Genomic DNA, 23,949 nt, shown 5'->3' with positions numbered 1-23,949 from the left:
CCCGTTCCGCCGTGCGGAACGCCTGCCCACAAGCGGGGGGTGGGCACCGCCCTGCGGAGCGCCTGTCCGCGAGCGAGGGGCCCCGGAGGGCTACTCCACGCCGATCAGGAGCATCGGGGCGCCTCGGCCCGCGTGGTACGTCGTTGTGTCGACCGCCAGGTAGGTCTCGCGGACGTGGCGTTCCAGGGTGGTCGACAGGGACGCGGGGGTGTCGTCCGCGACGATCAGGGTGACCAGTTCGCCGCCCGCCGAGAGCATCCGGTCCAGGACCGTGCGGGCCGTCGTCGTCGGGTCCTGGCCGATGACCGCGACGTCGCCCTCGATCAGGCCGAGGATGTCCCCGGCCTGGCAGACGCCGGCCGACGTGAAGGACTGGTGCTCGGCGACGGCGAGTTCGGCGTACCGGGTCGCGCCCGCCGCCGCCGTCATCGCCACCACGTCCTCGTCGAAGCGCCGGTCCGGTTCGTGGACCGCGAGCGCCGCGATGCCCTGGACCGCCGCCCGGGTCGGGATGATGGCGACCCGGACGCCCTCCGCGCGGGCCTGCTCGGCCGCCGCGCCCGCCGTGTGCCGCAGGTCGGTGTCGTTGGGCAGCAGCACGACCTCGCACGCGTGCGCCCGCCGGATCGCGTCGACGAGCTCCCCGCTGGCCGGCGGCTCCCCCGGCCTGGCGAGCACGGTCGTCGCGCCCGCCTCCGCGCAGAGGCCCGCGAGCCCCTCCCCCGGTACGACCGCCACGACCGCCCGCTGCAACCGCTCCCGTACCTCCGGCGCGCCCCCGAAGTGCGTGATCCGGATCCGGTGCGGGCGACCCGCCTCCACGCCCGCCTCGACCGCCGCACCCGCGTCGTCGACGTGGACGTGCACGTTCCACAGCCCGTCGCCGCCGACGACGACCAGGGAGTCGCCGAGGGCGTCGAGGCGGGCCCGCAGCCGCTCGACCGCCGCGTCCTGCGCCTCCAGGAGGTAGATCACCTCGAAGGACGGGCCGTCCTCCGGAACGCAGTCGTCCGTGGAGCGCACCGGTACGGAAACCACCGACGGCCGCACCTGCGCCTCGCCCGACACGGCCTCCACCAGCGCCCCGAGGACCGCCACCAGACCCCGTCCGCCCGCGTCCACGACCCCGGCGCGCTCCAGGACGGCCAGTTGCCCGGGGGTCGCCTCCAGGGCCGTCCTGGCCCCCTCGTACGCCCCCCTGGCCACCGTCACCAGGCTGCCGCCGTCCTCGCAGGCGCCGGCCGCCGCCGTCGCGACGCTCAGGATCGTTCCTTCGACCGGGTGTGCCACCGCGTCGCGGGCCGCGTGGGCCGCCGCAGCGAACGAGCGGGCGAGGTGATCCCCGTCACGGCCGTCGGCGAGCACCGACGCCATGCCGCGCAGCAGCTGCGAGAGGATGGTCCCGGAGTTGCCCCTGGCCCCGAGCAGGGCCCCGTGGGCCATGGCGCGCACGGCGTCCACCGCGTCGGGGTCGTCCGCGGCGAAGACCGCCTCGACGGCCTGGGCGGCGGACTCGACCGTCAGGTAGAGGTTGGTTCCGGTGTCCCCGTCGGCGATCGGATAGACGTTGATCGCGTCGATCTCCTCCCGCTCCCGGCCGAGCGCCTCCAGCGCCCGTGCGCACCAGGTTCGGACCGCTGCGGCGTCGAGGGTCTGCGGGGCTCGGGGCAACGGGTGGTCCTCCTGCTAGGCGGGCGTCTGCGGTGGGCTCACCGCAGGGTAGACCCGGTCGTGACCTGGGACCGGGGCGGGGGCCGGGGCGATCGTGGTAGTTTCGTTCTACGGGAGCAGCCGTTGTATGCTGCTTCGGTTGCCCGGCGAGAGTCGGGCCATTCCCCCGGCAAGCCACTTCAGAACTCTGATTCCGGTGCGCCGGATTTCACTGTAAATCTGAAGTCTTTGGAGTGACCCGTGGCTGCCAACTGCGACGTCTGCGGCAAGGGGCCGGGCTTCGGCAACAACATTTCGCACTCGCACCGCCGTACGTCTCGTCGCTGGAACCCGAACATCCAGCGTGTGCGTGCCGTGGTCGGTCGGACGCCGAAGCGGCTCAACGTCTGCACCTCGTGCATCAAGGCCGGCAAGGTCTCGCGCTAACGCCGACGTTTCGTCGTAGCGCAGCCCCTGCGGTTGCCTTGAAGGGCCGGTTCACCTCGGTGAACCGGCCCTTCGCCGTGCCCGGAAACAACTAGCCCCGGAACTGCCAGGCGTGGTCCACCGGGCCGATCCCCGCGCCGAGCGCGAACCCGGCCGCGATCGCCCCGGTCACGTACTCCTTCGCCTGCCGCACCGCCTCCGGCACGGACAGCCCCTTCGCCAGGCCCGAGGCCACCGCAGAGGCCAGCGTGCAGCCCGTGCCATGCGTGTGCCGGTTGTCGTGGCGCGGCGCGCGCAGCCAGACCTCCTCGGTGCCGTCGGTGAGCAGATCCACCGCCTCGCCCTCCAGGTGCCCACCCTTGATGAGCGCCCAGCGCGGCCCGTACGACAGGATCGCCGCCGCCGCCTCGCGCAGATCCGCCTCCGAGCCGACCCGTACGCCCGTGAGCTGCGCCACCTCGTCCAGGTTGGGCGTGGCCACCGTGGCGACCGGCAGCAGCTTCGTCCGTACGGAATCCAGCGCCGAGGCCGCGAGGAGCGGGTCGCCGTGCTTGGAGACCCCGACCGGGTCCACGACGACGGGCGCGTCCGTACCCGCCAGCAGCTCCGCCACCGTCTCCACCAGCGCTGCCGACGCCAGCATGCCGGTCTTCACGGCCTGGACACCGATGTCGTCGACGACCGCGCGGTACTGGGCGCGTACCGCCTCCTCGGGCAGTTCCCAGGCGCCGCGCACCCCCAGCGAATTCTGCGCGGTGACGGCGGTGATCACGCTCATGCCGTGGACGCCGAGGGCGAGCATCGTCTTCAGGTCGGCCTGGATGCCCGCGCCGCCGCCGGAGTCGGATCCGGCGACGGTCAGGACCAGCGGCGGCCGGCTCACTCGTGGCCCCCGAAGTGGTCCCAGCCGCCCTTGGTGTGCCAGGGCGCCCCGTCCACGGTCACCTGCGGCAGCGCGGACGGGTTGAGGACCTCGCCGATGACCTTCCAGCGGGCCGGGAGCTTCACGTCCGGCGGGAAGGTGGCGACGATGGCGTGGTCCTCTCCCCCGGTGAGCACCCACTGCAGCGGGTCCACGCCGACCGCCTGGCCGATGTCGTTCATCTGGGTCGGGATGTCGATGAGCCCCGAGCGCAGGTCGATCCGGACCTTGCTGGCCTCCGCGATGTGCCCGAGGTCGGCGATGAGCCCGTCGCTCACGTCGCACATGGCGGTGGCGCCGAGCCCGGCGGCCGCGGGGCCCGCGTGGTACGGCGGCTCGGGCCGACGGTGCGCCTCCACGAAGGCGCGCGGCGAACGGAAGCCGCGCGAGAGCACCGCGTAGCCGGCGGCGGACCAGCCGAGCCAGCCCGTGTACGCGACGACGTCGCCGGGCTGCGCGCCGCCCCGGGTCACCGGGTCGTGGTTGCGCAGGTCCCCGAGGGCCGTGATGGAGACGGTGATGGTGTCGCCGCGCACGACGTCGCCGCCGACCACGGCCGCGCCCGCGACCTGGCACTCGTCCCGCAGTCCGTCCATGAGCTCGACGGGCCAGGTGACCGGGAGTTCGGCCGGGACGACCAGGCCGAGGAGGAGCGCGGTGGGGACGGCGCCCATGGCGGCGATGTCGGCGAGGTTCTGCGCGGCGGCCTTGCGGCCGACGTCGTAGGCCGTCGACCAGTCGCGGCGGAAGTGACGCCCTTCGAGGAGGATGTCCGTACTGGCCACCACCCGCCGGTCCGGCGCGGAGACGACCGCGGCGTCGTCGCCGGGCCCGATCCGTACCGCCGGGGTGGAGGTGAGCCGGGAGGTGAGCTCCCTGATGAGCCCGAACTCCCCAAGCTCTCCTACTGTGCCCTTCACCGCGTCTCACCTCGTGTTGTCGTGCGGTACCGTCGATGAGGAACCGTCTGGAACGTCAACTGCTGTCGTGCCCGCGCCACCTTGCGGGCGCCTCGGGACGCGCAGGTCTCCCCGCCACCCGCGGCGACGCGGTACCGTGGCGTCTCTTTCTCCCACAAGATCCTCGTGGCCGCCCTGGAGGTTCCGTGGTACAGGCGTACATCCTCATCCAGACCGAGGTGGGCAAGGCGTCGACCGTCGCCGACACCATCTCCAAGATTCCGGGAGTCATCCAGGCGGAAGACGTCACGGGTCCCTACGACGTCATCGTCCGCGCCCAAGCCGACACGGTCGACGAACTGGGTCGCATGGTGGTCGCCAAGGTCCAGCAAGTGGACGGCATCACGCGCACCCTCACCTGCCCGGTCGTGCATCTGTAGCCCCCGTCTACCCTTGGCCGGTGACGTCATATCCCCGGCCTTTCGGCCTGCCCGTCGCGGCCGCTTCCCTCCTGGTGCTGCTGACCGCCGCGGGCTGTTCCTCCACGGACGCCGAGGCCTCGGTCCCGGTTCCCAGCCCGCCGGCCGGGGAAGCCGCCCTCTGCCAGGCACTGGCGAAGGAGCTTCCCGACACCGTGGCGGGGCTGGATCGGAGCGATCCGGAACCGGACTCCGAGCTGACCGCCGGGTGGGGTGATGGGGCGATCGTACTGCGCTGCGGAGTCCCCCGGCCCGAAAAGATGAGCGATCCCCAGTCACAGGGGCTCGCCGTGGGCGACGTGCGCTGGATGCTGGAACGGACGGAGGGCGGCGGGCCCCGCTTCACCTCGGTGTACCGGGAGACGTACATCGAGGTGACGCTCGACGAGCGGTACGAGCATGACGCCGCTCCGCTCCTGGATCTCGCCGCCCCCGTCGAGAAGACCGTTCCGTGCGCCCTGGAACCCCAGTGCGGGGCCGAAGGCCTCTAGGGGGTGTCTCGGGCCTTCCGAGGCCCTAGCGCAGGCCCGTGGAGCGGGTCAGCGCGGCCTGGATCAGCCGGTCGACCAGCTCGGGGTAGCTGACGCCGCTCTCCTGCCACATCCGCGGGTACATCGAGATCGGGGTGAAGCCCGGCATCGTGTTGATCTCGTTGATCACGAACTCGCCCTCCTCGGTGAGGAAGAAGTCCGCGCGGACCAGGCCCTCGCAGGAGACGGCCTCGTACGCGGCGACCGCGAGGCGCTGGATCTCGGCGGTGGCCTCGTCGCCGATCGGCGCGGGGACGATCCCGGAGGCCGAGTCGATGTACTTGGCCTCGAAGTCGTAGAAGTCGTGGTCGGTGACGGGCGGGATCTCCGCCGGCACGCTGGCGCGCGGGCCGTCCTCGAACTCCAGGACACCGCACTCGATCTCGCGGCCGCGCAGCAGCGACTCCACCAGGATCTTGGGGTCGTGGCGGCGGGCCTCCTCCATGGCCTCGTCCAGGCCCGAGAGGTCGTCGACCTTGGTGATGCCCATGGAGGAGCCACCGCGGGCCGGCTTCACGAAGAGCGGCCAGCCGTGTTCTGCGGCGAACTCGACGATCTTCTTGCGGGCGGCCGCGGGGTTCTGCTCCCACTCGCGCGGCCGGATGACCTCGTACGGGCCGACGGGCAGCCCGAAGGAGGTGAACACCCGCTTCATGTACTCCTTGTCCTGGCCGACGGCGGAGGCGAGCACGCCCGCGCCGACGTAGGGGACGCCGGAGAGCTCCAGGAGGCCCTGGAGGGTGCCGTCCTCGCCGTACGGGCCGTGCAGCATCGGGAAGACGACGTCGACCTCGCCCAGCGCCTTGGGCACGGAGCCGGGCTCGGCGTACACGACCTCGCGGTTGGCCGGGTCCACGGAGAGGACGACGCCGCCCTGCTCGGACTCGGCGAGGTCGGAGACGTTCGGCAGCGCGCGGTCGGCGATCGCCATCCGCTCCGGGGCGTCGGCGGTCAGCGCCCAGCGCCCGTCCGTGGTGATGCCGATGGGCAGCACCTCGTACTTGGTCCGGTCGATGGCGCGCAGGACGGCGCCGGCCGTGACGACGGAGATGGCGTGCTCGGAGCTGCGTCCGCCGAAGACGACGGCCACGCGCGGCTTGCGGGGGCTCTGGGTGTTCTCGCTCATAACGCGTTGAGCGTACCTTGCGTGTTCGATCCGCTTAAGAGCCCCGGCCGCCGCGCGCGCGTCCGGCGTAGTGCGCGCGGCGGTGGGTCCTACGGACAGGCCCGGGACAGGCCCTAGCGGCGCTCGGCCTTGGCGCTGCGCGACATCAGTTCCTTGAGCGCGACGATCGGCGGCTTGCCCTCGTGGACGATCGAGACGACCGTCTCGGTGATCGGCATGTCGACGCCGTGGCGGCGGGCCAGATCGAGCACGGACTCGCAGGACTTGACGCCCTCGGCGGTCTGCTTGGTCGCCGCGATGGTCTCCTCCAGGGTCATGCCCCGGCCCAGGTTGGTCCCGAAGGTGTTGTTCCGGGAGAGCGGCGAGGAACAGGTGGCGACCAGGTCGCCGAGGCCGGCGAGGCCGGAGAAGGTGAGCGGGTCGGCGCCCATGGCGAGGCCGAGCCGGGTGGTCTCGGCGAGGCCACGGGTGATGAGCGTGGCCTTGGAGTTGTCGCCGAGGCCCATGCCGTTGGCGATGCCGACGGCGAGCCCGATGACGTTCTTGACCGCGCCGCCGAGTTCGCAGCCGACGACGTCGGTGCTGGTGTACGGGCGGAAGTACGGGGTCATGCAGGCGGCCTGGAGCCGCTTGGCGACCGATTCGTCGGCGCAGGCGACGACGGCGCCCGCGGGCTGCCGGGCGGCGATCTCCTTGGCCAGGTTGGGGCCGGTCAGGACGGCGACCCGCTCGGCGGGCACGTCGGCGACCTCGATGATGACCTCACTCATCCGCTCGGCGGTGCCGAGTTCGACGCCCTTCATGAGGGAGACGAGGACGGTGTCGGGGGCCAGTTTGGGGGCCCACTCGGCGAGGTTGGCGCGGAGCGTCTGCGAGGGTACGACGAGGACGGTGAAGTCAGCGTCGTGGGCGGCCTCGGCGGGGTCGGTGGTGGCCCGTACGTTCGCGGGGAGTTCGACGCCCGGGAGGTAGTCCGGGTTGGTGCGGGTGGTGTTGATCGCCTCGACGAGCTTGGCGCGGCGGCCCCAGAGGGTCACCTCGCAGCCCGCGTCGGCGAGCACCATGCCGAAGGCCGTGCCCCAGGACCCGGTTCCGAATACGGCTGCCTTGGTCACTTCTTGCCCTCCCCGGCGGCCTTGCGCCGCTGTTCCAGCCGGGCCTTGCGGTGGTCGTACGGCTCGGCCGGCGCCTTCTCGCCGCGGACGTCCTCCAGGAGCGCGGTGATCGAGGCCATGATGACCTCGGTCGCCTCGCGCAGCACCTCGGGCGTGGGCTCCTGGTCGTGGAAGCGCGAGAGGTCGACGGGCGGACCGGCCTGCACGATCAGCGTCTTGCGGGGGAACAGGCTGAGCTTGTTCTCCTTGGCGTACGGCGGCATCGCGAGGTTGGCGCCCCACTGGGCGACCGGGATGACCGGGGCCTTGGTGAGCAGCGCGACGCGGGCGGCGCCGGTCTTGCCGGCCATGGGCCACATGTCGGGGTCGCGGGTGAGGGTGCCCTCGGGGTAGAAGGCGACGCACTCGCCGCGCTCGATGGCCTCGACGGCGGCCCGGAAGGCGTCCAGGGCGTTGGTCGTCTCGCGGTAGACGGGGATCTGGCCGGTGCCGCGGAGCATGGTGCCGACGAACGAGCCCTTGAAGAGGCCGGCCTTGGCGAGAAAGCGCGGGACGCGTCCGGTGTTGTACTGGTAATGCGCGTAGGACAGCGGGTCCAGATACGAGTTGTGATTGACGGCGGTGATGAATCCGCCGTCGGCCGGAATGTGTTCCGTTCCGCGCCAGTCCCGCTTGAACAGAACCACCAGTGGGGGTTTGGCGATGACCGCCGCCAGGCGGTACCAGAAGCCGATTCTGCGGCGGGACACTCGTGCACCTTCCTCTGGGACTGGCGTGCAGGGGGTCAAGTGTCGCCCCATGCTCCTGGTCTGTCGAGGACACGGTACGCCCCGGCCCGGCGGCGCCGTCGGGCGCCGGGCCTTTCGTTCCGCCGGACGCGGGGGCGTGGTGTCGGGTCACAATGGGCCGCGATGAACATCGATCCGGACGACGGCTGGTCCCTGGTCGTCCCCCTGAAGCCCCTTGCGCGGGCGAAGAGCAGGCTCGCCGCGGCCGCCGGGGCGCTGTTGCGTCCGCGGCTCGCGCTGGCGTTCGCGCAGGACACGGTGGCCGCGGCGCTCGCGTGCGGGCGGGTGCGGGATGTGGTGGTCGTCACGGATGATCAGGCGGCCGCGGCTGCGCTGGCGGTGCTCGGGGCTCGGATCGTGCCCGACTCCCCGGCGGCCGGGCTCAACGCGGCGCTCGCGCACGGGGCCCGGACGGTACGGGACGCCCGGCCGCACGCGCGCGTGGCGGCGCTCAACGCGGATCTGCCCGCGCTGCGGCCCGCCGAGCTCGCACGGGTCCTCGAAGCGGCCGGGGAATTCCCCCGGACATTTCTCGCGGATGCCGCCGAAATAGGTACGACATTCCTCTCGGCGGGGCCGGGTGCGGAATTGGCACCTGCATTCGGGGGTGCTTCGCGCTGCCGCCATTTGTCGTCGGGCGCGGTGGAAATACGACTGGCCGGGGTGGATTCCGTACGCCGGGACGTGGACACCGGCGAGGATCTGGCGGCCGCGCTCGCACTGGGAGTCGGTCCGCGTACGGCCGCCCACTGGGACGGCGCGGCCGGTGATCGCGCGGCCGGATAGGCTGCGGCCCATGCAGGCGACCGCGTTCACGTACGACTCCGAGACCCGCAGCGGCAGTGTGCTGCTCGACGACGGCACCCCGGTGGAGTTCGGGGCCGAGGCCTTCGACGCGGGCGGGCTGCGGCTGCTGCGTCCGGGGCAGCGGGTGCGGATCGAGACGGAGCCGGGCACCGACGGCGCGGAGCTCCGGATCACCCTGGTCACGCTCCAGACGCTCTGAACCGAGCGAACGAACCGAGCGAACCGGCCAACTTTCCTGGCCCGGCTGGGCCAACAGGGTGCGCACGCAGGTGCGGACGCGGCGCGCACGCAGGTGCGCAAGCGGGTCCGGACGCGCCGCGGGCCGGCCTCCCCGAGGGGAGCCCGGCCCGGCGTGTGAGTGGCCCTTGACCCTTGTGCCGCTTACTTCTACTTCTTGGCGGCGGCCTTCTTGGCGGTGGTCTTGCGCGCCGTCGTCTTCTTGGCGGGCGCCTTCTTCGCGGTGGCCTTCTTCGCCGGCGCGGTCTTCTTGGCGACGGTCTTCTTGGCCGTGGCCGTCGCCTTCTTCGCCGGGGAGGCCTTCTTGGCCGCCGCCGTGGTCTTCTTGGCGGTGGCGGTCTTCTTGACCGCGGCCTTCTTGGCGGCGACGGTCTTCTTGACCGCGGCCTTCTTCGCGGGAGCGGCCTTCTTCGCCGCAGCCTTCTTGGCGGTCGTGGCCTTCTTGGCCGCGGCCTTCTTCACGGTCGCGGAAGCGCCGCCCGTGAGGCTGCCCTTGGGCGCCTTCTTGACGGCGACCTCGCCACCCTTGGGGAGCTTCTTCGAGCCGCTGACCAGGTCCTTGAAGCCCTGACCCGCGCGGAAGCGCGGCACCGAGGTCTTCTTGACCCGGACGCGCTCACCCGTCTGCGGGTTGCGGGCGTACCGGGCGGGGCGGTCGACCTTCTCGAACGAGCCGAAGCCGGTGACCGAGACCCGGTCCCCGCCGACCACGGCACGAACGATCGCGTCCAGAACCGCGTCGACGGCGTCCGCGGCCTGCTGACGGCCGCCGAGCTTGTCGGCAATCGCTTCTACGAGCTGCGCCTTGTTCACGTCTTCCCCTTCGGAGACATTGCCAGAACGAAAGTGTTCAAGCTTTTTCGCACGTTAGGCATGTATATACCGCAAATCAAACACGAAACGGGCTAATCACCCTAGTGCCGCAACGCGGAAGTGCCGTTGCGGAGTTCCTGGTGTCAGTCGTCTTCAGGGAATCGGCCCTCGTCGAGGTCCTTCATCAACCGGTCCAGACGCGTTGCCGCGTCCGCGAGATCGTGCTTCGCCGCTGCCGTGACGACCAGCAGCTTCCGGGACAGCGCCATCCTTACGCCCTCCGGGACTTGCAGTTCGCGCACCCTTGTGTGCGCTTCCTTCAATCGGGCGGCGACTGCCTCGTAGAGCTCGAGTTGGCTGTCGCGTTCCATGCACCGATTGTGCCATCTAGGGCGAGTTGTCGCCCGACGGGGTCTCAACAAGCGACTGCGCCCCCCACCGGAGGGTGGGGGGCGCAGTCGTGGAAAAGCGCTGCTCAGGCCGTAATTGTACGGGGCTTGAAGGCCGGCCTGGACGCCTCGTAGGCGGCGATGTCGGCTTCGTTCTGAAGGGTGAGGCTGATGTCGTCCAGACCGTTCAGGAGCCGCCAGCGGGCGTTCTCGTCCAGCTCGAAGTCGGCGTCGATCCCGGCGGCGAGCACCTTCCGCTGCTCCAAGTCAACGGTGATTTCGGCCGTCGGGTCGGACTCCGTCAGCTCCCAGAGCGCGTCGACGACCTTCTGGTCGAGGACGACGGTCAGCAGACCGTTCTTCAGCGAGTTGCCGCGGAAGATGTCGGCGAACCGGGAGGAGATCACGGTCTTGAAGCCGTAGTTCTGGAGCGCCCAGACGGCGTGCTCGCGCGAGGAGCCCGTACCGAAGTCGGGACCGGCGACCAGGACCGTGGCGCCCTGCCGCTCGGGGCGGTTGAGCACGAACTCGGAGTCCTTGCGCCAGGCCTCGAAGAGCCCGTCCTCGAAGCCGTCGCGGGTGACCTTCTTCAGCCAGTGCGCGGGGATGATCTGGTCGGTGTCGACGTTGCTGCGGCGCAGCGGGACGGCCCGGCCGGTGTGCGTGGTGAAAGCTTCCATGGTTCCTCAGACCCCCGCGGGCGTAGCGACGTCGGACAGATCGGCCGGGGAGGCCAGATGGCCCAGTACGGCGGTGGCGGCGGCGACCTGGGGCGAGACCAGGTGCGTACGGCCGCCCTTGCCCTGCCGGCCCTCGAAGTTGCGGTTGGAGGTGGACGCGGAGCGCTCACCGGGCGCCAGTTGGTCGGGGTTCATGCCCAGACACATCGAGCAGCCCGCGTGCCGCCATTCGGCGCCGGACTCCTTGAAGACCTTGTCCAGGCCCTCCTCGACGGCCTGCAGGGCGACCCGGACCGAGCCGGGAACGACCAGCATCCGTACCCCGTCGGCGACCTTGCGGCCCTCCAGGAGGGCGGCGGCGTTGCGCAGGTCCTCGATGCGGCCGTTGGTGCAGGAGCCTACGAAGACGGTGTCGACCTTGATGTCGCGCAGCGGCTGTCCGGCGGTCAACCCCATGTACTCCAGGGCCTTTTCGGCGGCCAGGCGCTCCGAAGCGTCTTCGTACGAAGCCGGGTCGGGGACGTTCGCCGAAAGCGGCGCGCCCTGGCCGGGGTTGGTGCCCCAGGTGACGAACGGCGCCAGGGAGGCGGCGTCGATGACGACCTCGGCGTCGAAGACCGCGTCCTCGTCGGACTTCAGGGTCTTCCAGTACGCGACGGCGGCGTCCCAGTCCTCGCCCTCGGGGGCGTGGGCGCGGCCCTTCAGATAGCCGAAGGTGGTCTCGTCGGGGGCGATCATGCCCGCGCGGGCGCCGGCCTCGATCGACATGTTGCAGATGGTCATCCGGGCCTCCATCGAGAGCTTCTCGATGGCGGAGCCGCGGTACTCCAGGATGTAGCCCTGGCCGCCGCCGGTGCCGATCTTGGCGATGATCGCCAGGATCAGGTCCTTGGCGGTGACGTCCTCGGGCAGCTCGCCGTCGACCGTGATGGCCATCGTCTTGGGGCGGGCCAGCGGCAGCGTCTGGGTGGCCAGGACGTGCTCGACCTGGCTGGTGCCGATGCCGAACGCCAGCGCGCCGAAGGCGCCGTGCGTGGAGGTGTGCGAGTCGCCGCAGACCACGGTGGTGCCGGGCTGGGTCAGACCCAGCTGCGGTCCCACGACGTGGACGACGCCCTGCTCGACGTCGCCCAGCGGGTGCAGACGGACACCGAACTCGGCACAGTTCTTGCGCAGGGTCTCCAACTGCGCGCGGGAGACCGGGTCGGCGATCGGCTTGTCGATGTCGATGGTCGGGGTGTTGTGGTCCTCGGTGGCGATGGTGAGGTCGAGGCGCCGCACCTGCCGGCCGTTCTGACGCAGACCGTCGAACGCCTGGGGGCTGGTCACCTCGTGCAGCAGGTGCAGATCGATGAAGAGGAGGTCGGGCTCGCCCTCGGCGCGCCGGACGACATGGTCGTCCCAGACCTTCTCCGCGAGTGTCCTACCCATCGCTTTCCCTCCGGCCGGCGTGATCGCCGGCACAACTAGAGACCCGTTTCGCGAGCCGTTGTGCGGCCGCCCCACCAGAGTGACAAGTTCCCAGGAAAATTGAACTTGCGTTTCACAGAGTGAGACGTGAATATCGTTGCATGGACAACTCTAGCGGCGTGGGTGTTCTCGACAAGGCAGCCCTTGTCCTGAGCGCCCTGGAGTCCGGTCCGGCCACCCTCGCAGGTCTGGTCGCGGCGACGGGACTCGCACGACCCACGGCACATCGCCTCGCCGTGGCACTGGAACACCACCGGATGGTGGCGCGCGACATGCAGGGCCGGTTCATCCTCGGACCGCGCCTGGCGGAGCTCGCCGCCGCGGCCGGTGAGGACCGCCTGCTCGCCACGGCGGGCCCGGTACTGACGCATCTGCGCGATGTCACCGGCGAGAGCGCGCAGCTCTACCGGCGCCAGGGCGACATGCGCATCTGTGTCGCGGCCGCCGAGCGCCTTTCCGGCCTTCGGGACACCGTCCCGGTCGGCTCGACGCTGACGATGAAGGCCGGCTCCTCGGCGCAGATCCTGATGGCCTGGGAGGAGCCCGAGCGGCTGCACCGCGGTCTTCAGGGCGCCCGCTTCACGGCGACGGCCCTCTCGGGCGTACGGCGCCGCGGCTGGGCCCAGTCGATCGGCGAGCGCGAGCCGGGCGTGGCGTCCGTCTCTGCGCCCGTGCGCGGCCCGTCGAACCGCGTGGTGGCGGCCGTGTCGGTCTCCGGCCCGATCGAGCGCCTGACGCGCCACCCGGGCCGTATGCACGCCCAGGCGGTCATCGACGCGGCCGCCCGCCTCTCCGAGGCGCTCCGCCGCAACGGCTGACGCGTCTCATCTCTCTCCTGCCCGTACGTACATCCCGGCCCACCGCTTCAACGCCGCAGCGGTGGGCCGGAGTTGTGTGTTCGGGGCCGGAACGGCGAAGAAGCCCTCCCCCGAAGGGAAGGGCTTCTTCGTGTGGTACCCCCGACCGGATTCGAACCGGCGCTACCGCCTTGAGAGGGCGGCGTGCTAGGCCGCTACACAACGGGGGCCTTGCGGATGAGATCCGCGTACGGTGCAGATGAGCTCTGCGAGCTGGCCTACCAGGACTCGAACCTAGAATGACGGTACCAGAAACCGTAGTGTTGCCAATTACACCATAGGCCATGGTGGTTTAAACCAGTACCCCCGACCGGATTCGAACCGGCGCTACCGCCTTGAGAGGGCGGCGTGCTAGGCCGCTACACAACGGGGGCCCTAGCGATCCTGCATCGGGTTCACCGGGTGCGACCCAGGTGATCCCGCGGGAAGGATCTGTACCCCCGACCGGATTCGAACCGGCGCTACTGCCTTGAGAGGGCAGCGTGCTAGGCCGCTACACAACGGGGGCTTTGCGGATGAGATCCGCGTACGATGCAGATGAGCTCTGCGAGCTGGCCTACCAGGACTCGAACCTAGACTAACGGAACCAGAAACCGTCGTGCTGCCAATTACACCATAGGCCACCAAAACGCGACCCCCCGCGAAGGGGATCTTGTTCGGGTTGTGCTCCGGTGGGTTTTGGCCTTTCGGCTTGCTCCCCTCGGCGCAGGAAGAACATTACCTGAAGGTGTCCGGCGCTCCAAAACGGGTATCCCCGCGCAGCAGTCCGGGCAGCTGGGCGAGGCCGGTGATGCGGGTCAGCTCGGGTCGGCCGCCGGTGCCGGCCCGGTCCAGCCAGATGCCCCGGAGGCCGGCGCCCTCCGCGCCCAGGGCGTCGATGTCCGGCTGGTCGCCGACGTACGCCACCTCGGCGGGGGCCAGGCCGAGGGCGTCGCAGGCAGCGTGGAAGGCTTCGGCGGCGGGCTTGGCCACCCCGAGTTCCGCCGCGCAGACGACGGCCTCGAAGCGGTCGCGTACGCCGAGCACGCGCAGCTTGCGGTCCTGGTTGTGGATCGAGGAGTTCGACAGGACGGCGTGACGGTAGTCACCCGCGAGCAGGTCGAGCACGGGGAGCGCGTCGGGGAAGAGCTCCCAGGCCGCCTCGTAGTGCGCGAGATACCGCCCGAACCAGGCGTCGGCCTCGGCGGCGGTCAGTCCGGGCGCGGTGAGGAAGTCCCGCACCCGCTCGCGCCGCTGGTCCTGGAAGTCCACCCCGCCGGCCTCGAAGCGCCGCCAGTGCACGACGGTGAGCTCCTGCCAACGACTCAGGGCCTGGCCGACGGAGTCGAACCCGTCCACCAGGCCCTCGGCCTCGAGATGGTCGCGCATGCCGGCCAGGTCGGCACGGGAGTAGTCGAAGAGCGTGTCGTCCACGTCCCACAGGACCGCGCGGATGGTCATGGGACCGAATCTACTCGGGTCCGTTCACCACCGGAGCAGGTCCATCGAATGCCGGCCGATCCACTCGGCGAAGGTCAGGGGCCGGTCCTCCAGCGTCAGCGGCAGGATCAGGTCGCAGGTGGCCCGGCTGTCGAACCACATCGTTCCCCGGTACGGGCCGGTGACGACGAGCAGGGTGGAGAAGCCGCAGCCGTGCTCCGCGATGCAGACGGTGCCCGACGTCTTGTGATCCTGGAGGACCTCGTACTCGTCGTCCCAGGCCTTCCAGGCCGCCTGGTGGCTCGCGACGTCGGGGAAGTCCTCCTCCCGCGGCTCGCGACGGTCCAGCTCGTCCTCGCGCTCCACGTAGGAGTCGGGGTGGGGAAAGGGGGTGGTGAGCAGGTGGAGGTCGGTGCGGGTGTCCCCCTCCCAGCCCCAGCCGGACGCCGTGCGGTGGAGACGGTTCGGCTGACCGCCGGCGCTGTGCAGGAGCAGGTGGTGCCGGTACTCCTCCGGGAACGTGATCCCCAGCTGCCGCTCCGCCTCGGCGACCTCCGCCTCGGACAACGGGGGCGGGGCGTCCGGGGACCCGAACCGCTGCCACCTCGGGCAGCACTTCGCCCTGGCTCGCTCGGCCCGGATCAGGCGCTTGGAGATCTCCGTCCAGTCGATCGTCATGCGGACGAGCGTAGGCCCGGCGGTTGCGGCGGGGACGACGGAGGGGCGGCGACCTCGATGGTCGCCGCCCCTTCGCTCGTACGAACCGCTACGCGGCCAGCTTCGCCAGCGTCGCGTCGATGCGGGCCAGGCTCTTCTCCTTGCCCAGGATCTCCATGGACTCGAAGAGGGGCAGGCCGATCGTGCGGCCGGTGACGGCCACGCGGACCGGGGCCTGGGCCTTGCCGAGCTTCAGGCCGTGCTCCTCACCGGCGGCCAGGACGGCGTTCTTGAGCGACTCGGGGTCGTTCCAGTCGGCCGACTCCAGCTTGGCGCGGGCGGTGGTCAGGAGGGCCGCGGGCTCGCCCTTCATGGCCTTGTCCCACGAGGGCTGGTCGAAGACCGGCTCGGGGAGGAAGAGGAAGTCCACGTTGGCCGTGATGTCCGAGAGGACCGTGAGGCGGGTCTGGGCGTGCGGGGCGATCCGCTCCCAGGCCGCCGCGTCGAAGTCCTCCGGCGCCCAGTTGGCGTGCGGGGCCTGGAGCCAGGGCTCGCAGGCCGTGGCGAAGGCCTTCACGTCCAGCATGCGGATGTGGTCGGCGTTGATCGACTCGGCCTTCTTCAGGTCGAAGCGCGCCGGGTTCGCGTTGACGTCGGCGATGTCGAACTTCTCGACCATCTGCTCGATGGTGAAGATGTCCTGGTCCGCCGAGAACGACCAGCCCAGGAGGGAGAGGTAGTTCAGGAGGCCCTCGCGCAGGAAGCCGCGCTCCCGGTAGAGGTTGAGGGAGGCCTGCGGGTCGCGCTTGGAGAGCTTCTTGTTGCCCTCGCCCATCACGTACGGCAGGTGGCCGAAGGAGGGGATCTCCTTGGCGACGCCCAGCTCGATCAGCGCCTTGTAGAGCGCGATCTGGCGCGGGGTGGAGGAGAGCAGGTCCTCGCCGCGCAGGACGTGGGTGATCTCCATCAGGGCGTCGTCGACCGGGTTGACCAGGGTGTACAGCGGGGCGCCGTTGGCGCGCACGATGCCGTAGTCCGGGACGTTGTCCGGGGTGAAGGTGAGCTCGCCGCGGACCAGGTCGGTGAAGGTGATCGGCTCGTCGGGCATCCGGAAGCGGACGATCGACTCGCGGCCCTCGGCGCGGTAGCGCTCGATGCGCTCGGCGCTCAGGTTGCGGCAGGTGCCGTCGTAACCGGAGGGCTTGCCGGCCAGGCGGGCCGCGTCACGGCGGACCTCCAGCTCCACAGCGGTGCAGAAGCAGTGGTACGCGTACCCGCCGGCGAGCAGCCGCTCGGCGACGTCCTTGTAGATGTCCATCCGCTGCGACTGGCGGTACGGCTCGTGCGGGCCGCCGATCTCCGGGCCCTCGTCCCAGTCGAGACCGAGCCAGCGCATCGAGTCGAGCAGCTGCTGGTACGACTCCTCGGAGTCGCGGGCCGCGTCGGTGTCCTCGATACGGAAGACCATGGTGCCCTGGTTGTGCCGGGCGAAGGCCCAGTTGAACAGGGCGGTGCGGACCAGGCCCACGTGGGGGTTGCCGGTCGGGGACGGACAGAAACGGACGCGGATCGCGTTAGCCACGCTTGATCACCTTGTTGGTGAGAGTGCCGATGCCTTCGATGGTGACGGCGACCTCGTCGCCGACGTTGAGGGGGCCGACCCCGGCCGGGGTGCCGGTGAGGATGACGTCGCCCGGGAGCAGCGTCATGGCCTCCGAGATGTGGACGACCAGGTCCTCGATGGAGCGGACCATGTCGCTCGTACGACCGAGCTGGCGCTGTTCGCCGTTGACCGTGGCCTGGATGGTGAGGTCGCTCGGGTCGAGCTCCGTCTCCACCCAGGGGCCCAACGGGCAGCTCGTGTCGAAGCCCTTGGCCCGGGCCCACTGCTTCTCGCGCTGCTGCGCGTCGCGCGCGGTGACGTCGTTGGCGCAGGTGTAGCCGAAGATGACGTCCTTGACCCGCTCGCGCGGCACCTCACGGCACATGCGGCCGATGACGACGGCCAGCTCGGCCTCGTGGTGCAGCTCGTTCGAGAAGGAGGGGTACTCGATGGCGTCGCCGGGGCCGATCACGGACGTGGTCGGCTTGAAGAAGGCGACCGGGACGTCGGGGACCTCGTTGCCGAGTTCGGCGGCGTGCTCCGCGTAGTTGCGGCCGATGGCCACGACCTTGTTGGGAAGCACGGGCGGCAGGAGCCGTACCTTGCTGACCGGGACCTTGGTGCCGCTCAGCTCGAAGTCGGTGTACGGGATGCCCTTGATGATGTCGAGGACGAGGCCGCCGGATTCGACGGTGCCCTCGCCCTCGACGGCGCCGAAGGCGACATTGCCGTCGATGGAGAATCTGGCGATGCGCACGAGTGCTGTCGCCCCTCACTTGGTACTGGCTGGAGTCTGACGCTCCAGGCTAACGCGGCAAGGGGCGGCGGCCGCCGTATTACTGTGCGGGCTGAACTACTGCGCGGGCTCGGCGACCGCGGGAGCGGTCATCAGGACCGTGCGGCGCGGGTTGGCCGTCTGCGTCGGGAGATCGAGCGCGTGCTCCGGCTGCGCGCCGCGGCCGAGCTGCTCGGCGTCCTCGAGGTGGGCGAGGGTGGTGCGGCGGGGGTTGGCCGTGGAGCGGAGCAGCATCGTCGTCTTCATCGGGCGCCTTTACAGAGCGGATGGTTTGTAAAGCGTCAGGCTAAACGTCTCCTTCCCTTCGAATGCATGGGGGAGACAACGATCCGGGTGTGAGTTTGCTCACCAATGCGGTGACAATCCCGGCATTACGGACCGTCATCCGAGGTCACGGAATCGGACAATGCACCACTGAATGCTGCATTCCGCTCCTGATCATGGCGACTGGGACACCAGCACTGCATGACTCTTTGGAGGTAATAAGTCCGATTCCTCCATGATCATCTTCTACATGGGGTGACATGCTGTGCACGAATTGTCATGCGACCCGTGCCCGGACACGTGGCCCTTGTTGGAGATCGAGCACTGTGCTGGAATTCCACGCACCGCCGCGGTTTGGAGCCGGCGCGCAGGGGGCGCAACGCAGCGCCGGGTGAGCGGCGGGGAAGGGGGAACTGCGCCGGTCATCGACGACCACCACGGGGGCGCATTCGCGCCCCGAGACGCCGACACCGTCCACTCCGTTCACGCGGAAGGACGCCTGGTCCAGAGGTTGCGACGCTAGTGCAGGGACGATTCAAGAGGGACAGCGCTGCTGCCGAGCAGGAGCCTCGCGCCGGGACCGACCGCGCCCAGAACCCGAACCAGGGTCCGGCCGGCGAAGGCGGTGACGGAGCCACGCGCAACGGCACCGCGAACGCCTCCTCCGAGTCCACCGCCCCGGCCGCCAAGAAGAAGCCCCGGGCCGAGAACGAGGTCGGGCCTCGAATAGCCCTTCGCAACTGGCGCATCTCCACGCGCCTGGTCGCGCTGCTGACCCTCCCCGTGGTCGCGGCGACCAGCCTCGGCGGCATCCGCATCAGCGAGTCGCTCCAGGACATGGAGCAGCTCGACCACATGCAGCTGCTCACCAAGCTGACCGAAGAGGCGACCGACCTCGCCAAGGCCCTCCAGAACGAGCGTGACCTCTCCGCGGGACCGCTGTCCAACGGCAAGTCGGCCAACGACTACCAGGTCTCCAGCAAGCGCAAGAACACCGACCGGGCCCAGAAGGCGTTCATGGACGCCACCGCGGAGATCCCGGCCACCGAGGGCGACGAGGCGCTGCAGAGCATCCGCCAGAACGTCAGCCAGATCGCCTCCCAGGTCGTCCAGATCGGCGGCATCCGGCAGGAGGCGTACAAGAGCGGCGTCGCCAAGTCGGTGACGGTCGAGGCGTACAGCCGGCTCATCCGCTCGCTGCTCAGCCTCTCCCAGGACATGGCGCAGGCGACCAGCAACCCCGAGATGATCAAGCGGACCCGGGCCCTCGCGGCCTTCTCGTCCGCCAAGGAGTACGCCTCCGTCCAGCAGGCGATCATCGCCGCCGCGCTCCCGTCGAACGACAGCCGAGCCGGCAAGCTGGAGCCGGGCGACCGTCTCTACGGCTACGCGGCCCAGCAGGGCGAGAAGGTCCAGCTCAAGCAGTTCCAGACGATCTTCGAGTCGGCGGGCGGCGACGCCGACTCCCTGACCAGCACGCTGACCACCGGCAACCCGTCGATCGACGCCGCCGACAAGTACGCGGACCGCGTGCTGTCCATCGACTCCGGCATGGCCGACCGCATCCCCCGCGGTCACCTGAACTTCACCGACGAGTACGGCACCAAGATCCAGGCCATGACCGTCATCGAGGCCGACCTCCTCGACAAGATGGAGACCAAGGCCCGTGAGCTGCGCGCCGAGTCGCAGCGCGAAGCGATCATCAACGGTGCGCTGATCCTGCTCGTCCTCGGCGTGTCCCTCGTCGGCGCCTTCGTCGTGGCCCGGTCCATGATCCGCTCGCTGCGCCGGCTCCAGGACACCGCGACCAAGGTCGCCCAGGACCGACTGCCCGAGCTCGTCAAGCAGCTCTCCGAGTCGGACCCGCAGGACGTCGACACCTCCGTCGAGTCCGTCGGTGTGCACTCCCGGGACGAGATCGGCCAGGTGGCCGCGGCCTTCGACGACGTGCACCGCGAGGCCGTCCGCCTCGCCGCCGAGCAGGCCCTTCTCCGGGGCAACGTCAACGCGATGTTCACCAACCTCTCGCGCCGCTCCCAGGGCCTCATCCAGCGTCAGCTCTCGCTCATCTCCGAGTTGGAGTCCCGCGAGGCCGACCCGGACCAGCTCTCCTCGCTCTTCAAGCTCGACCACCTCGCGACCCGCATGCGCCGTAACGGCGAGAACCTCCTCGTCCTCGCGGGTGAGGAGCCGGGCCGCCGGTGGACCCGGCCGGTCCCGCTGGTCGACGTGCTCCGTGCCGCCGCCTCCGAGGTGGAGCAGTACGAGCGCATCGAACTGGCCGCCGTGCCCGCGACCGAGGTCGCCGGACGCGTCGTCAACGACCTCGTGCACCTCCTGGCCGAGCTGCTCGAGAACGCCACGTCGTTCTCCTCGCCGCAGACCAAGGTCCGGGTCACCGGTCACGCGCTGCCCGACGGCCGCGTGCTCGTCGAGATCCACGACACCGGCATCGGCCTCTCCCCCGAGGACCTCGCCGCGATCAACGAGCGGCTCGCCTCGCCGCCCACCGTGGACGTCTCCGTCTCCCGCCGCATGGGTCTGTTCGTGGTCGGCCGCCTGTCCCTGCGACACGGCATCCGCATCCAGCTGCGCCCCTCGGACTCCGGCGGCACCACCGCGCTCGTCATGCTCCCGGTCGACGTCGCCCACGGCGGCAAGAAGCCCGCGCCCAAGCCGGGCGCCGGTGGCCAGGGCGCGATGGGCCAGGCTCCGTCCGCTCCCGGTGGCCGCCTGACCGGTGGTCCCGGTTCGGCCGGCGGCCCCGGAACCGGTGCCCGTCCGGGCCTCGGCGGCGCTCCGACGGGGTCGGCCGCAGGCCGGCTCGCCGCCGGAGCCGGTGCCGCCCGCGGTCAGGTCGGCGCGGGCAGCGGTCCGCGCGCGGCGCTGCCCGGCCGGGACGGCGCACCGCGCCAGAACGGTCCGCAGGACCGGGCGCCGGGCCAAGCCCCGCAGCAGCAGCCCCAGCCTCAGAACGCGCAGAACTCCCAGACCGCGCAGATGCCGCAGATCTCCCCGGATCCGCAGCAGCAGCGGCCGGGCCTCGGTGCCGGCGGCTTCGGCGGCGCGCAGAGCGCCATCCCGTCCCGTACGGACGTCTGGGGCGGCCAGGGCAACCAGGGCCAGAACAGCCAGGGTCAGAACAGCCAGGGTCGGCAGAGCCAGGGCCAGCAGGGCCCGGGCAACCAGGCCCCGCAGGGCGGCCGTCCCGCTCAGGGTGGTTTCCCGCGCGCCGAGCTGCCCGGGAGCAACCCGCAGCAGCAGCGCCCGCAGTCCACGAGCTGGGGCAACGAGCAGGCGCAGCCGGTCCGCCGCCCGCAGCAGGACATGACGCCGCTGGACGCCCCGCGCGGCCACGAGGAGCCGGAGACCACGGGCCAGTTCGCCCGTCCGACGGCGCCTCAGGGCCCGGGCTCCACGGGCCAGTTCCCGCGTCCGGACTTCGGTCAGCAGCAGCCGCAGCAGGCCCCGCAGGCGTACCAGCCCGGACCGCAGGACCCGGCGTCCACCGCCCAGTTCGCGCGCCCGGACTTCGGTCAGCAGCAGCAGCCCCAGCAGCCGTACCAGCAGCAGCAGCCGCCGGCTCCGCGTCAGCGCGGCGGCAACGACTACGGCGCGCCGCGCCCGGCCGGGAACCTGCCCCAGCAGCCCCAGCAGCCCCAGCTCCAGCAGCCCCGTCAGCCCGAGGCGCTGCCGCCGGCCGGTAATTCGGCCGACGCGCGGACCCCGCTGTACGACACGCTGGAGACCAACTGGTTCAACCAGAGCCAGGGCGGCCACGGCCAGCAGGCGCCGCAGGCCGCGCCGCAGCAGCCGCAGCAGTCCCAGCAGCCCGCTCCCCCGGCCCCGCGTCGCCCCGCCCCGCAGCAGCAGGGCGGCGGCACCGGTACCGGTGGCGGCCAGCAGCCGGCCGGGCCCGCCTCCTGGCGGACCTCGCCCAACGACGAGTTGGTGCGCCAGGCCGAGCGGGTCCGTAAGCCGGCGGCCGGAGGGATCACCACCTCCGGGCTGCCCAAGCGCGTACCCCGCGCCAACCTCGTACCCGGGACCGCCCAGGAGCAGGCCCACACGGCCGGCCCCCAGGTCTCGCGTGCACCCGATGACGTCCGTGGCCGGCTCACCAACCTGCGCCGCGGCATCCAGCAGGGCCGCCAGGCGGGTAACTCCACCACCGGCACCTTCCACACCGGCCCCACCCACCAGCAGGAGCACTAGTTGAGCGCGATGAGCCAGGCGGCGCAGAATCTGAACTGGTTGATCACCAACTTCGTGGACAACACCCCCGGGGTGTCCCACACGGTGGTGGTCTCCGCCGACGGTCTGCTCCTTGCCATGTCCGAAGGCTTCCCCCGCGACCGCGCCGACCAGCTGGCGGCTGTCGCGTCCGGACTGACCTCGCTGACCGCGGGAGCGTCCCGGATCTTCGAGGGCGGACCCGTCGCCCAGACCGTCGTGGAGATGGAGCGCGGCTTCCTCTTCCTGATGTCGGTCTCCGACGGTTCCTCGCTGGCCGTGCTCGCGCACCCGGAGTGCGACATCGGCCTGGTGGGCTACGAGATGACGCTGCTGGTCGACCGGGCCGGCAGTGTCCTCACCCCGGATCTCCGTGCGGAGCTCCAGGGCAGCCTGCTGCACTAGCCCCGTACCGTTGCACGTAGTGACAGGGCGGTACGCCCCTCCGTACCGCCCTGGGCACCAGAAACCGTCCGGCCGCCCCACCCGGCCCCCCACCGGCCCCATCGCACGGCATGACCTCGTGCCGTCACGCCCGGAGGATTCATGACCCCGCCCCCCGCCTCTCACGATCCGTACGGCGCCTCCCTCGACGAGTCGTACGGACATGAGGGCGACCAGCCGCTGGTCCGGCCCTACGCCATGACCGGCGGCCGGACCCGGCCGAGGTACCAACTCGCCATAGAGGCCCTGGTCAGCACCACGGCCGACCCGGCGCATCTCGCCACTCTGCTTCCCGAGCACCAGCGGATCTGCCACCTGTGCCGAGAGGTCAAGTCGGTGGCGGAGGTGTCGGCGCTCCTGTCGATGCCGCTCGGTGTGGCCCGGATCCTCGTCGCCGACCTGGCGGAGGCGGGCATGGTGGCCATCCACCAGCCGGGCAACGGAGAGGCCGGCGGCACGCCGGACGTGACACTGCTCGAAAGGGTGCTCAGTGGACTTCGCAAGCTCTAGCGGCGGTGCCGCCCGGTCGACCACCAGCGCGAAGATCGTGGTGGCGGGTGGCTTCGGCGTGGGCAAGACCACGTTCGTCGGCGCCGTGTCCGAGATCAACCCGCTGCGTACCGAGGCCGTGATGACCTCGGCCTCGGCCGGGATCGACGACCTCACGCACACCGGGGACAAGACCACCACCACGGTGGCGATGGACTTCGGCCGTATCACGCTGGACCAGGACCTGATCCTGTACCTCTTCGGTACGCCGGGTCAGGACCGCTTCTGGTTCATGTGGGACGACCTGGTCCGGGGTGCCATCGGCGCCGTGGTCCTGGTCGACACACGCCGTCTCGCCGACTGCTTCCCGGCCGTCGACTACTTCGAGAACAGCGGCCTGCCGTTCGTCATCGCGCTCAACGGGTTCGACGGCCACCAGCCGTACAACCCGGAGGAGGTTCGCGAGGCGCTCCAGATCGGTCCGGACGCCCCGATCATCACCACCGACGCCCGCCACCGCGCGGACGCCAAGAGCGCGCTGATCACGCTCGTGGAGCACGCGTTGATGGCACGACTCAAGTAGGAGAACGCGTACGGAAGTTGTCGTACGCCTTTCGGGAGGCGGCCTGTGTCCTTTGCCACGGTCCGCCTCCCCCTTCATAACGTTTCGAATGAGAATTGCGGCGCCTCGGCCACCCGACGCATCCGATCGGTACCACAGCGCTCACCTGAGCCCCGCCTTTTGGCGGGGCTCGTTCTTTATGCCCGTTTTATCTGGGCGGTTGGCCGTTGAAAACCGAAGCTCAGGGCTGTTTGGAAGGGAGCCCTTTCACGT

25 protein-coding genes and 5 tRNA genes are annotated in these 23,949 nt (G+C 70.6%); 10 read left to right on the top strand and 20 right to left on the bottom strand.

Going from position 1 to position 23,949, the window contains the following annotated elements:
- Nucleotides 1-90: 90 nt before the first annotated feature.
- The gene (locus ACWCO8_RS31605; RefSeq protein WP_451035116.1) at nucleotides 91-1,671 is read right to left on the bottom strand and encodes a DAK2 domain-containing protein; all 1,581 of its coding nucleotides are present in this window, start codon (nucleotides 1,669-1,671) and stop codon (nucleotides 91-93) included.
- 240 nt (nucleotides 1,672-1,911) lie between these two features.
- Between ACWCO8_RS31605 and rpmB the strand changes: the two genes are divergently transcribed.
- On the top strand, nucleotides 1,912-2,097 hold the full coding sequence (rpmB, locus tag ACWCO8_RS31600) for a 50S ribosomal protein L28 (RefSeq protein WP_003957616.1): 186 nt from the start codon (nucleotides 1,912-1,914) through the stop codon (nucleotides 2,095-2,097).
- Between the two features lie 91 nt (nucleotides 2,098-2,188).
- Here the strand turns inward: rpmB and thiD are convergent, their stop codons facing one another.
- Together thiD and ACWCO8_RS31590 are read right to left on the bottom strand one after the other, a co-directional pair.
- Nucleotides 2,189-2,980, bottom strand: coding sequence for a bifunctional hydroxymethylpyrimidine kinase/phosphomethylpyrimidine kinase (thiD, locus tag ACWCO8_RS31595; RefSeq protein WP_451035115.1), 792 nt, complete (start codon nucleotides 2,978-2,980; stop codon nucleotides 2,189-2,191).
- Nucleotides 2,977-3,939: a thiamine-phosphate kinase gene (locus ACWCO8_RS31590; RefSeq protein ID WP_362003451.1), complete on the bottom strand. Its 963-nt coding sequence runs from the start codon at nucleotides 3,937-3,939 to the stop codon at nucleotides 2,977-2,979. Before ACWCO8_RS31590 ends, thiD begins: the two co-directional genes overlap by 4 nt.
- Before the next feature lie 185 nt (nucleotides 3,940-4,124).
- On the opposite strand from ACWCO8_RS31590, the gene ACWCO8_RS31585 reads away from it, so the two are divergent.
- Nucleotides 4,125-4,358: an Lrp/AsnC family transcriptional regulator gene (locus ACWCO8_RS31585; protein ID WP_017947604.1), complete on the top strand. Its 234-nt coding sequence runs from the start codon at nucleotides 4,125-4,127 to the stop codon at nucleotides 4,356-4,358.
- Nucleotides 4,359-4,378: 20 nt separating this feature from the next.
- Nucleotides 4,379-4,888 carry a DUF3515 domain-containing protein gene (locus ACWCO8_RS31580; RefSeq protein ID WP_362003453.1) on the top strand — a complete coding sequence of 170 codons (510 nt, stop codon included), beginning with the start codon at nucleotides 4,379-4,381 and terminating at the stop codon, nucleotides 4,886-4,888.
- Nucleotides 4,889-4,913: 25 nt separating this feature from the next.
- Here ACWCO8_RS31580 and ACWCO8_RS31575 read toward each other — a convergent pair whose 3' ends face one another.
- From ACWCO8_RS31575 to ACWCO8_RS31565, 3 genes are all read right to left on the bottom strand, one after another.
- Complete coding sequence (locus tag ACWCO8_RS31575; RefSeq protein ID WP_451035114.1) at nucleotides 4,914-6,053, bottom strand: D-alanine--D-alanine ligase family protein; 1,140 nt, start codon at nucleotides 6,051-6,053, stop codon at nucleotides 4,914-4,916.
- A 113-nt stretch (nucleotides 6,054-6,166) separates the two neighbouring features.
- The gene (locus ACWCO8_RS31570) at nucleotides 6,167-7,168 is read right to left on the bottom strand and encodes an NAD(P)H-dependent glycerol-3-phosphate dehydrogenase (protein WP_451035113.1); all 1,002 of its coding nucleotides are present in this window, start codon (nucleotides 7,166-7,168) and stop codon (nucleotides 6,167-6,169) included.
- Nucleotides 7,165-7,917 carry a lysophospholipid acyltransferase family protein gene (locus tag ACWCO8_RS31565; protein ID WP_362003459.1) on the bottom strand — a complete coding sequence of 251 codons (753 nt, stop codon included), beginning with the start codon at nucleotides 7,915-7,917 and terminating at the stop codon, nucleotides 7,165-7,167. Before ACWCO8_RS31565 ends, ACWCO8_RS31570 begins: the two co-directional genes overlap by 4 nt.
- Before the next feature lie 162 nt (nucleotides 7,918-8,079).
- Between ACWCO8_RS31565 and cofC the strand changes: the two genes are divergently transcribed.
- Nucleotides 8,080-8,742, top strand: coding sequence for a 2-phospho-L-lactate guanylyltransferase (gene cofC, locus ACWCO8_RS31560; protein WP_451035112.1), 663 nt, complete (start codon nucleotides 8,080-8,082; stop codon nucleotides 8,740-8,742).
- 10 nt (nucleotides 8,743-8,752) lie between these two features.
- Nucleotides 8,753-8,962: a hypothetical protein gene (locus ACWCO8_RS31555; RefSeq protein WP_451035111.1), complete on the top strand. Its 210-nt coding sequence runs from the start codon at nucleotides 8,753-8,755 to the stop codon at nucleotides 8,960-8,962.
- A gap of 188 nt (nucleotides 8,963-9,150) precedes the next feature.
- Here the strand turns inward: ACWCO8_RS31555 and ACWCO8_RS31550 are convergent, their stop codons facing one another.
- From ACWCO8_RS31550 to leuC, 4 genes are all read right to left on the bottom strand, one after another.
- A complete protein-coding gene (locus tag ACWCO8_RS31550; RefSeq protein WP_451035110.1) occupies nucleotides 9,151-9,813 on the bottom strand; it encodes an HU family DNA-binding protein in 663 nt (220 codons plus the stop codon).
- Nucleotides 9,814-9,956: 143 nt separating this feature from the next.
- Nucleotides 9,957-10,184, bottom strand: a complete 228-nt coding sequence (locus tag ACWCO8_RS31545) for an SCO5555 family protein (protein ID WP_260227783.1) — start codon at nucleotides 10,182-10,184, stop codon at nucleotides 9,957-9,959.
- A gap of 104 nt (nucleotides 10,185-10,288) precedes the next feature.
- Nucleotides 10,289-10,882 (bottom strand): 3-isopropylmalate dehydratase small subunit, encoded by a 594-nt coding sequence (gene leuD, locus ACWCO8_RS31540; RefSeq protein ID WP_362003467.1) that lies wholly within the window; start codon nucleotides 10,880-10,882, stop codon nucleotides 10,289-10,291.
- 6 nt (nucleotides 10,883-10,888) lie between these two features.
- Entirely contained in the window at nucleotides 10,889-12,313 is a 1,425-nt protein-coding gene (gene leuC, locus ACWCO8_RS31535; protein ID WP_451035109.1) for a 3-isopropylmalate dehydratase large subunit, read from the bottom strand.
- A 140-nt stretch (nucleotides 12,314-12,453) separates the two neighbouring features.
- Here leuC and ndgR point away from each other — a divergent pair, with 140 nt between their 5' ends.
- Nucleotides 12,454-13,170 carry an IclR family transcriptional regulator NdgR gene (ndgR, locus tag ACWCO8_RS31530; RefSeq protein WP_005311436.1) on the top strand — a complete coding sequence of 239 codons (717 nt, stop codon included), beginning with the start codon at nucleotides 12,454-12,456 and terminating at the stop codon, nucleotides 13,168-13,170.
- A 133-nt stretch (nucleotides 13,171-13,303) separates the two neighbouring features.
- Here the strand turns inward: ndgR and ACWCO8_RS31525 are convergent.
- The 10 genes from ACWCO8_RS31525 to ACWCO8_RS31480 form a co-directional block, all read right to left on the bottom strand.
- Nucleotides 13,304-13,379: transfer RNA gene (locus ACWCO8_RS31525), tRNA-Glu, on the bottom strand.
- A 43-nt stretch (nucleotides 13,380-13,422) separates the two neighbouring features.
- Nucleotides 13,423-13,494 (bottom strand) — tRNA-Gln (locus ACWCO8_RS31520).
- 16 nt (nucleotides 13,495-13,510) lie between these two features.
- Nucleotides 13,511-13,583, bottom strand: a tRNA-Glu gene (locus ACWCO8_RS31515).
- A 61-nt stretch (nucleotides 13,584-13,644) separates the two neighbouring features.
- A tRNA-Glu gene (locus ACWCO8_RS31510) sits at nucleotides 13,645-13,717 on the bottom strand.
- A gap of 43 nt (nucleotides 13,718-13,760) precedes the next feature.
- Nucleotides 13,761-13,832: transfer RNA gene (locus ACWCO8_RS31505), tRNA-Gln, on the bottom strand.
- A 94-nt stretch (nucleotides 13,833-13,926) separates the two neighbouring features.
- Nucleotides 13,927-14,649 carry an HAD family hydrolase gene (locus ACWCO8_RS31500; protein WP_451035108.1) on the bottom strand — a complete coding sequence of 241 codons (723 nt, stop codon included), beginning with the start codon at nucleotides 14,647-14,649 and terminating at the stop codon, nucleotides 13,927-13,929.
- Nucleotides 14,650-14,673: 24 nt separating this feature from the next.
- A complete protein-coding gene (locus ACWCO8_RS31495) occupies nucleotides 14,674-15,306 on the bottom strand; it encodes an SMI1/KNR4 family protein (RefSeq protein ID WP_451035107.1) in 633 nt (210 codons plus the stop codon).
- Between the two features lie 88 nt (nucleotides 15,307-15,394).
- Entirely contained in the window at nucleotides 15,395-16,867 is a 1,473-nt protein-coding gene (gene gltX, locus ACWCO8_RS31490; RefSeq protein ID WP_362003475.1) for a glutamate--tRNA ligase, read from the bottom strand.
- Entirely contained in the window at nucleotides 16,860-17,645 is a 786-nt protein-coding gene (locus tag ACWCO8_RS31485) for a fumarylacetoacetate hydrolase family protein (RefSeq protein ID WP_451035106.1), read from the bottom strand. The genes gltX and ACWCO8_RS31485 overlap by 8 nt, the downstream gene beginning before the upstream one ends.
- 96 nt (nucleotides 17,646-17,741) lie before the next feature.
- Nucleotides 17,742-17,930 (bottom strand): hypothetical protein, encoded by a 189-nt coding sequence (locus ACWCO8_RS31480; RefSeq protein ID WP_451035105.1) that lies wholly within the window; start codon nucleotides 17,928-17,930, stop codon nucleotides 17,742-17,744.
- Between the two features lie 540 nt (nucleotides 17,931-18,470).
- Between ACWCO8_RS31480 and ACWCO8_RS31475 the strand changes: the two genes are divergently transcribed.
- The 4 genes from ACWCO8_RS31475 (at nucleotide 18,471) to ACWCO8_RS31460 (ending at nucleotide 23,697) form a co-directional block, all read left to right on the top strand.
- The gene (locus ACWCO8_RS31475) at nucleotides 18,471-22,163 is read left to right on the top strand and encodes a sensor histidine kinase (RefSeq protein ID WP_451035104.1); all 3,693 of its coding nucleotides are present in this window, start codon (nucleotides 18,471-18,473) and stop codon (nucleotides 22,161-22,163) included.
- Between the two features lie 9 nt (nucleotides 22,164-22,172).
- A complete protein-coding gene (locus ACWCO8_RS31470) occupies nucleotides 22,173-22,586 on the top strand; it encodes a roadblock/LC7 domain-containing protein (RefSeq protein ID WP_030325548.1) in 414 nt (137 codons plus the stop codon).
- 141 nt (nucleotides 22,587-22,727) lie between these two features.
- Nucleotides 22,728-23,135 (top strand): DUF742 domain-containing protein, encoded by a 408-nt coding sequence (locus ACWCO8_RS31465; protein WP_147979834.1) that lies wholly within the window; start codon nucleotides 22,728-22,730, stop codon nucleotides 23,133-23,135.
- On the top strand, nucleotides 23,116-23,697 hold the full coding sequence (locus ACWCO8_RS31460) for a GTP-binding protein (RefSeq protein WP_137993156.1): 582 nt from the start codon (nucleotides 23,116-23,118) through the stop codon (nucleotides 23,695-23,697). The genes ACWCO8_RS31465 and ACWCO8_RS31460 overlap by 20 nt, the downstream gene beginning before the upstream one ends.
- Nucleotides 23,698-23,949: the final 252 nt, after the last annotated feature.

It is taken from the genome of Streptomyces sp. NPDC001927 (assembly GCF_053594455.1).
The sequence above is the reverse complement of the archived record's forward strand: the minus strand, read 5'-3'. Positions and strand labels throughout refer to the sequence as shown.

Bases quoted from the DNA above. Each gene is read 5' to 3' on its own strand.
- ACWCO8_RS31575 (WP_451035114.1), bottom strand. From the start codon at position 6,053: ATGAGCGAGAACACCCAGAGCCCCCGCAAGCCGCGCGTGGCCGTCGTC.
- cofC (WP_451035112.1), top strand. From the start codon at position 8,080: ATGAACATCGATCCGGACGACGGCTGGTCCCTGGTCGTCCCCCTGAAG.
- ACWCO8_RS31555 (WP_451035111.1), top strand. From the start codon at position 8,753: ATGCAGGCGACCGCGTTCACGTACGACTCCGAGACCCGCAGCGGCAGT.
- ACWCO8_RS31545 (WP_260227783.1), bottom strand. From the start codon at position 10,184: ATGGAACGCGACAGCCAACTCGAGCTCTACGAGGCAGTCGCCGCCCGA.
- leuD (WP_362003467.1), bottom strand. From the start codon at position 10,882: ATGGAAGCTTTCACCACGCACACCGGCCGGGCCGTCCCGCTGCGCCGC.
- leuC (WP_451035109.1), bottom strand. From the start codon at position 12,313: ATGGGTAGGACACTCGCGGAGAAGGTCTGGGACGACCATGTCGTCCGG.
- ndgR (WP_005311436.1), top strand. From the start codon at position 12,454: ATGGACAACTCTAGCGGCGTGGGTGTTCTCGACAAGGCAGCCCTTGTC.
- ACWCO8_RS31500 (WP_451035108.1), bottom strand. From the start codon at position 14,649: ATGACCATCCGCGCGGTCCTGTGGGACGTGGACGACACGCTCTTCGAC.
- ACWCO8_RS31495 (WP_451035107.1), bottom strand. From the start codon at position 15,306: ATGACGATCGACTGGACGGAGATCTCCAAGCGCCTGATCCGGGCCGAG.
- ACWCO8_RS31480 (WP_451035105.1), bottom strand. From the start codon at position 17,930: ATGAAGACGACGATGCTGCTCCGCTCCACGGCCAACCCCCGCCGCACC.
- ACWCO8_RS31470 (WP_030325548.1), top strand. From the start codon at position 22,173: ATGAGCCAGGCGGCGCAGAATCTGAACTGGTTGATCACCAACTTCGTG.
- ACWCO8_RS31465 (WP_147979834.1), top strand. From the start codon at position 22,728: ATGACCCCGCCCCCCGCCTCTCACGATCCGTACGGCGCCTCCCTCGAC.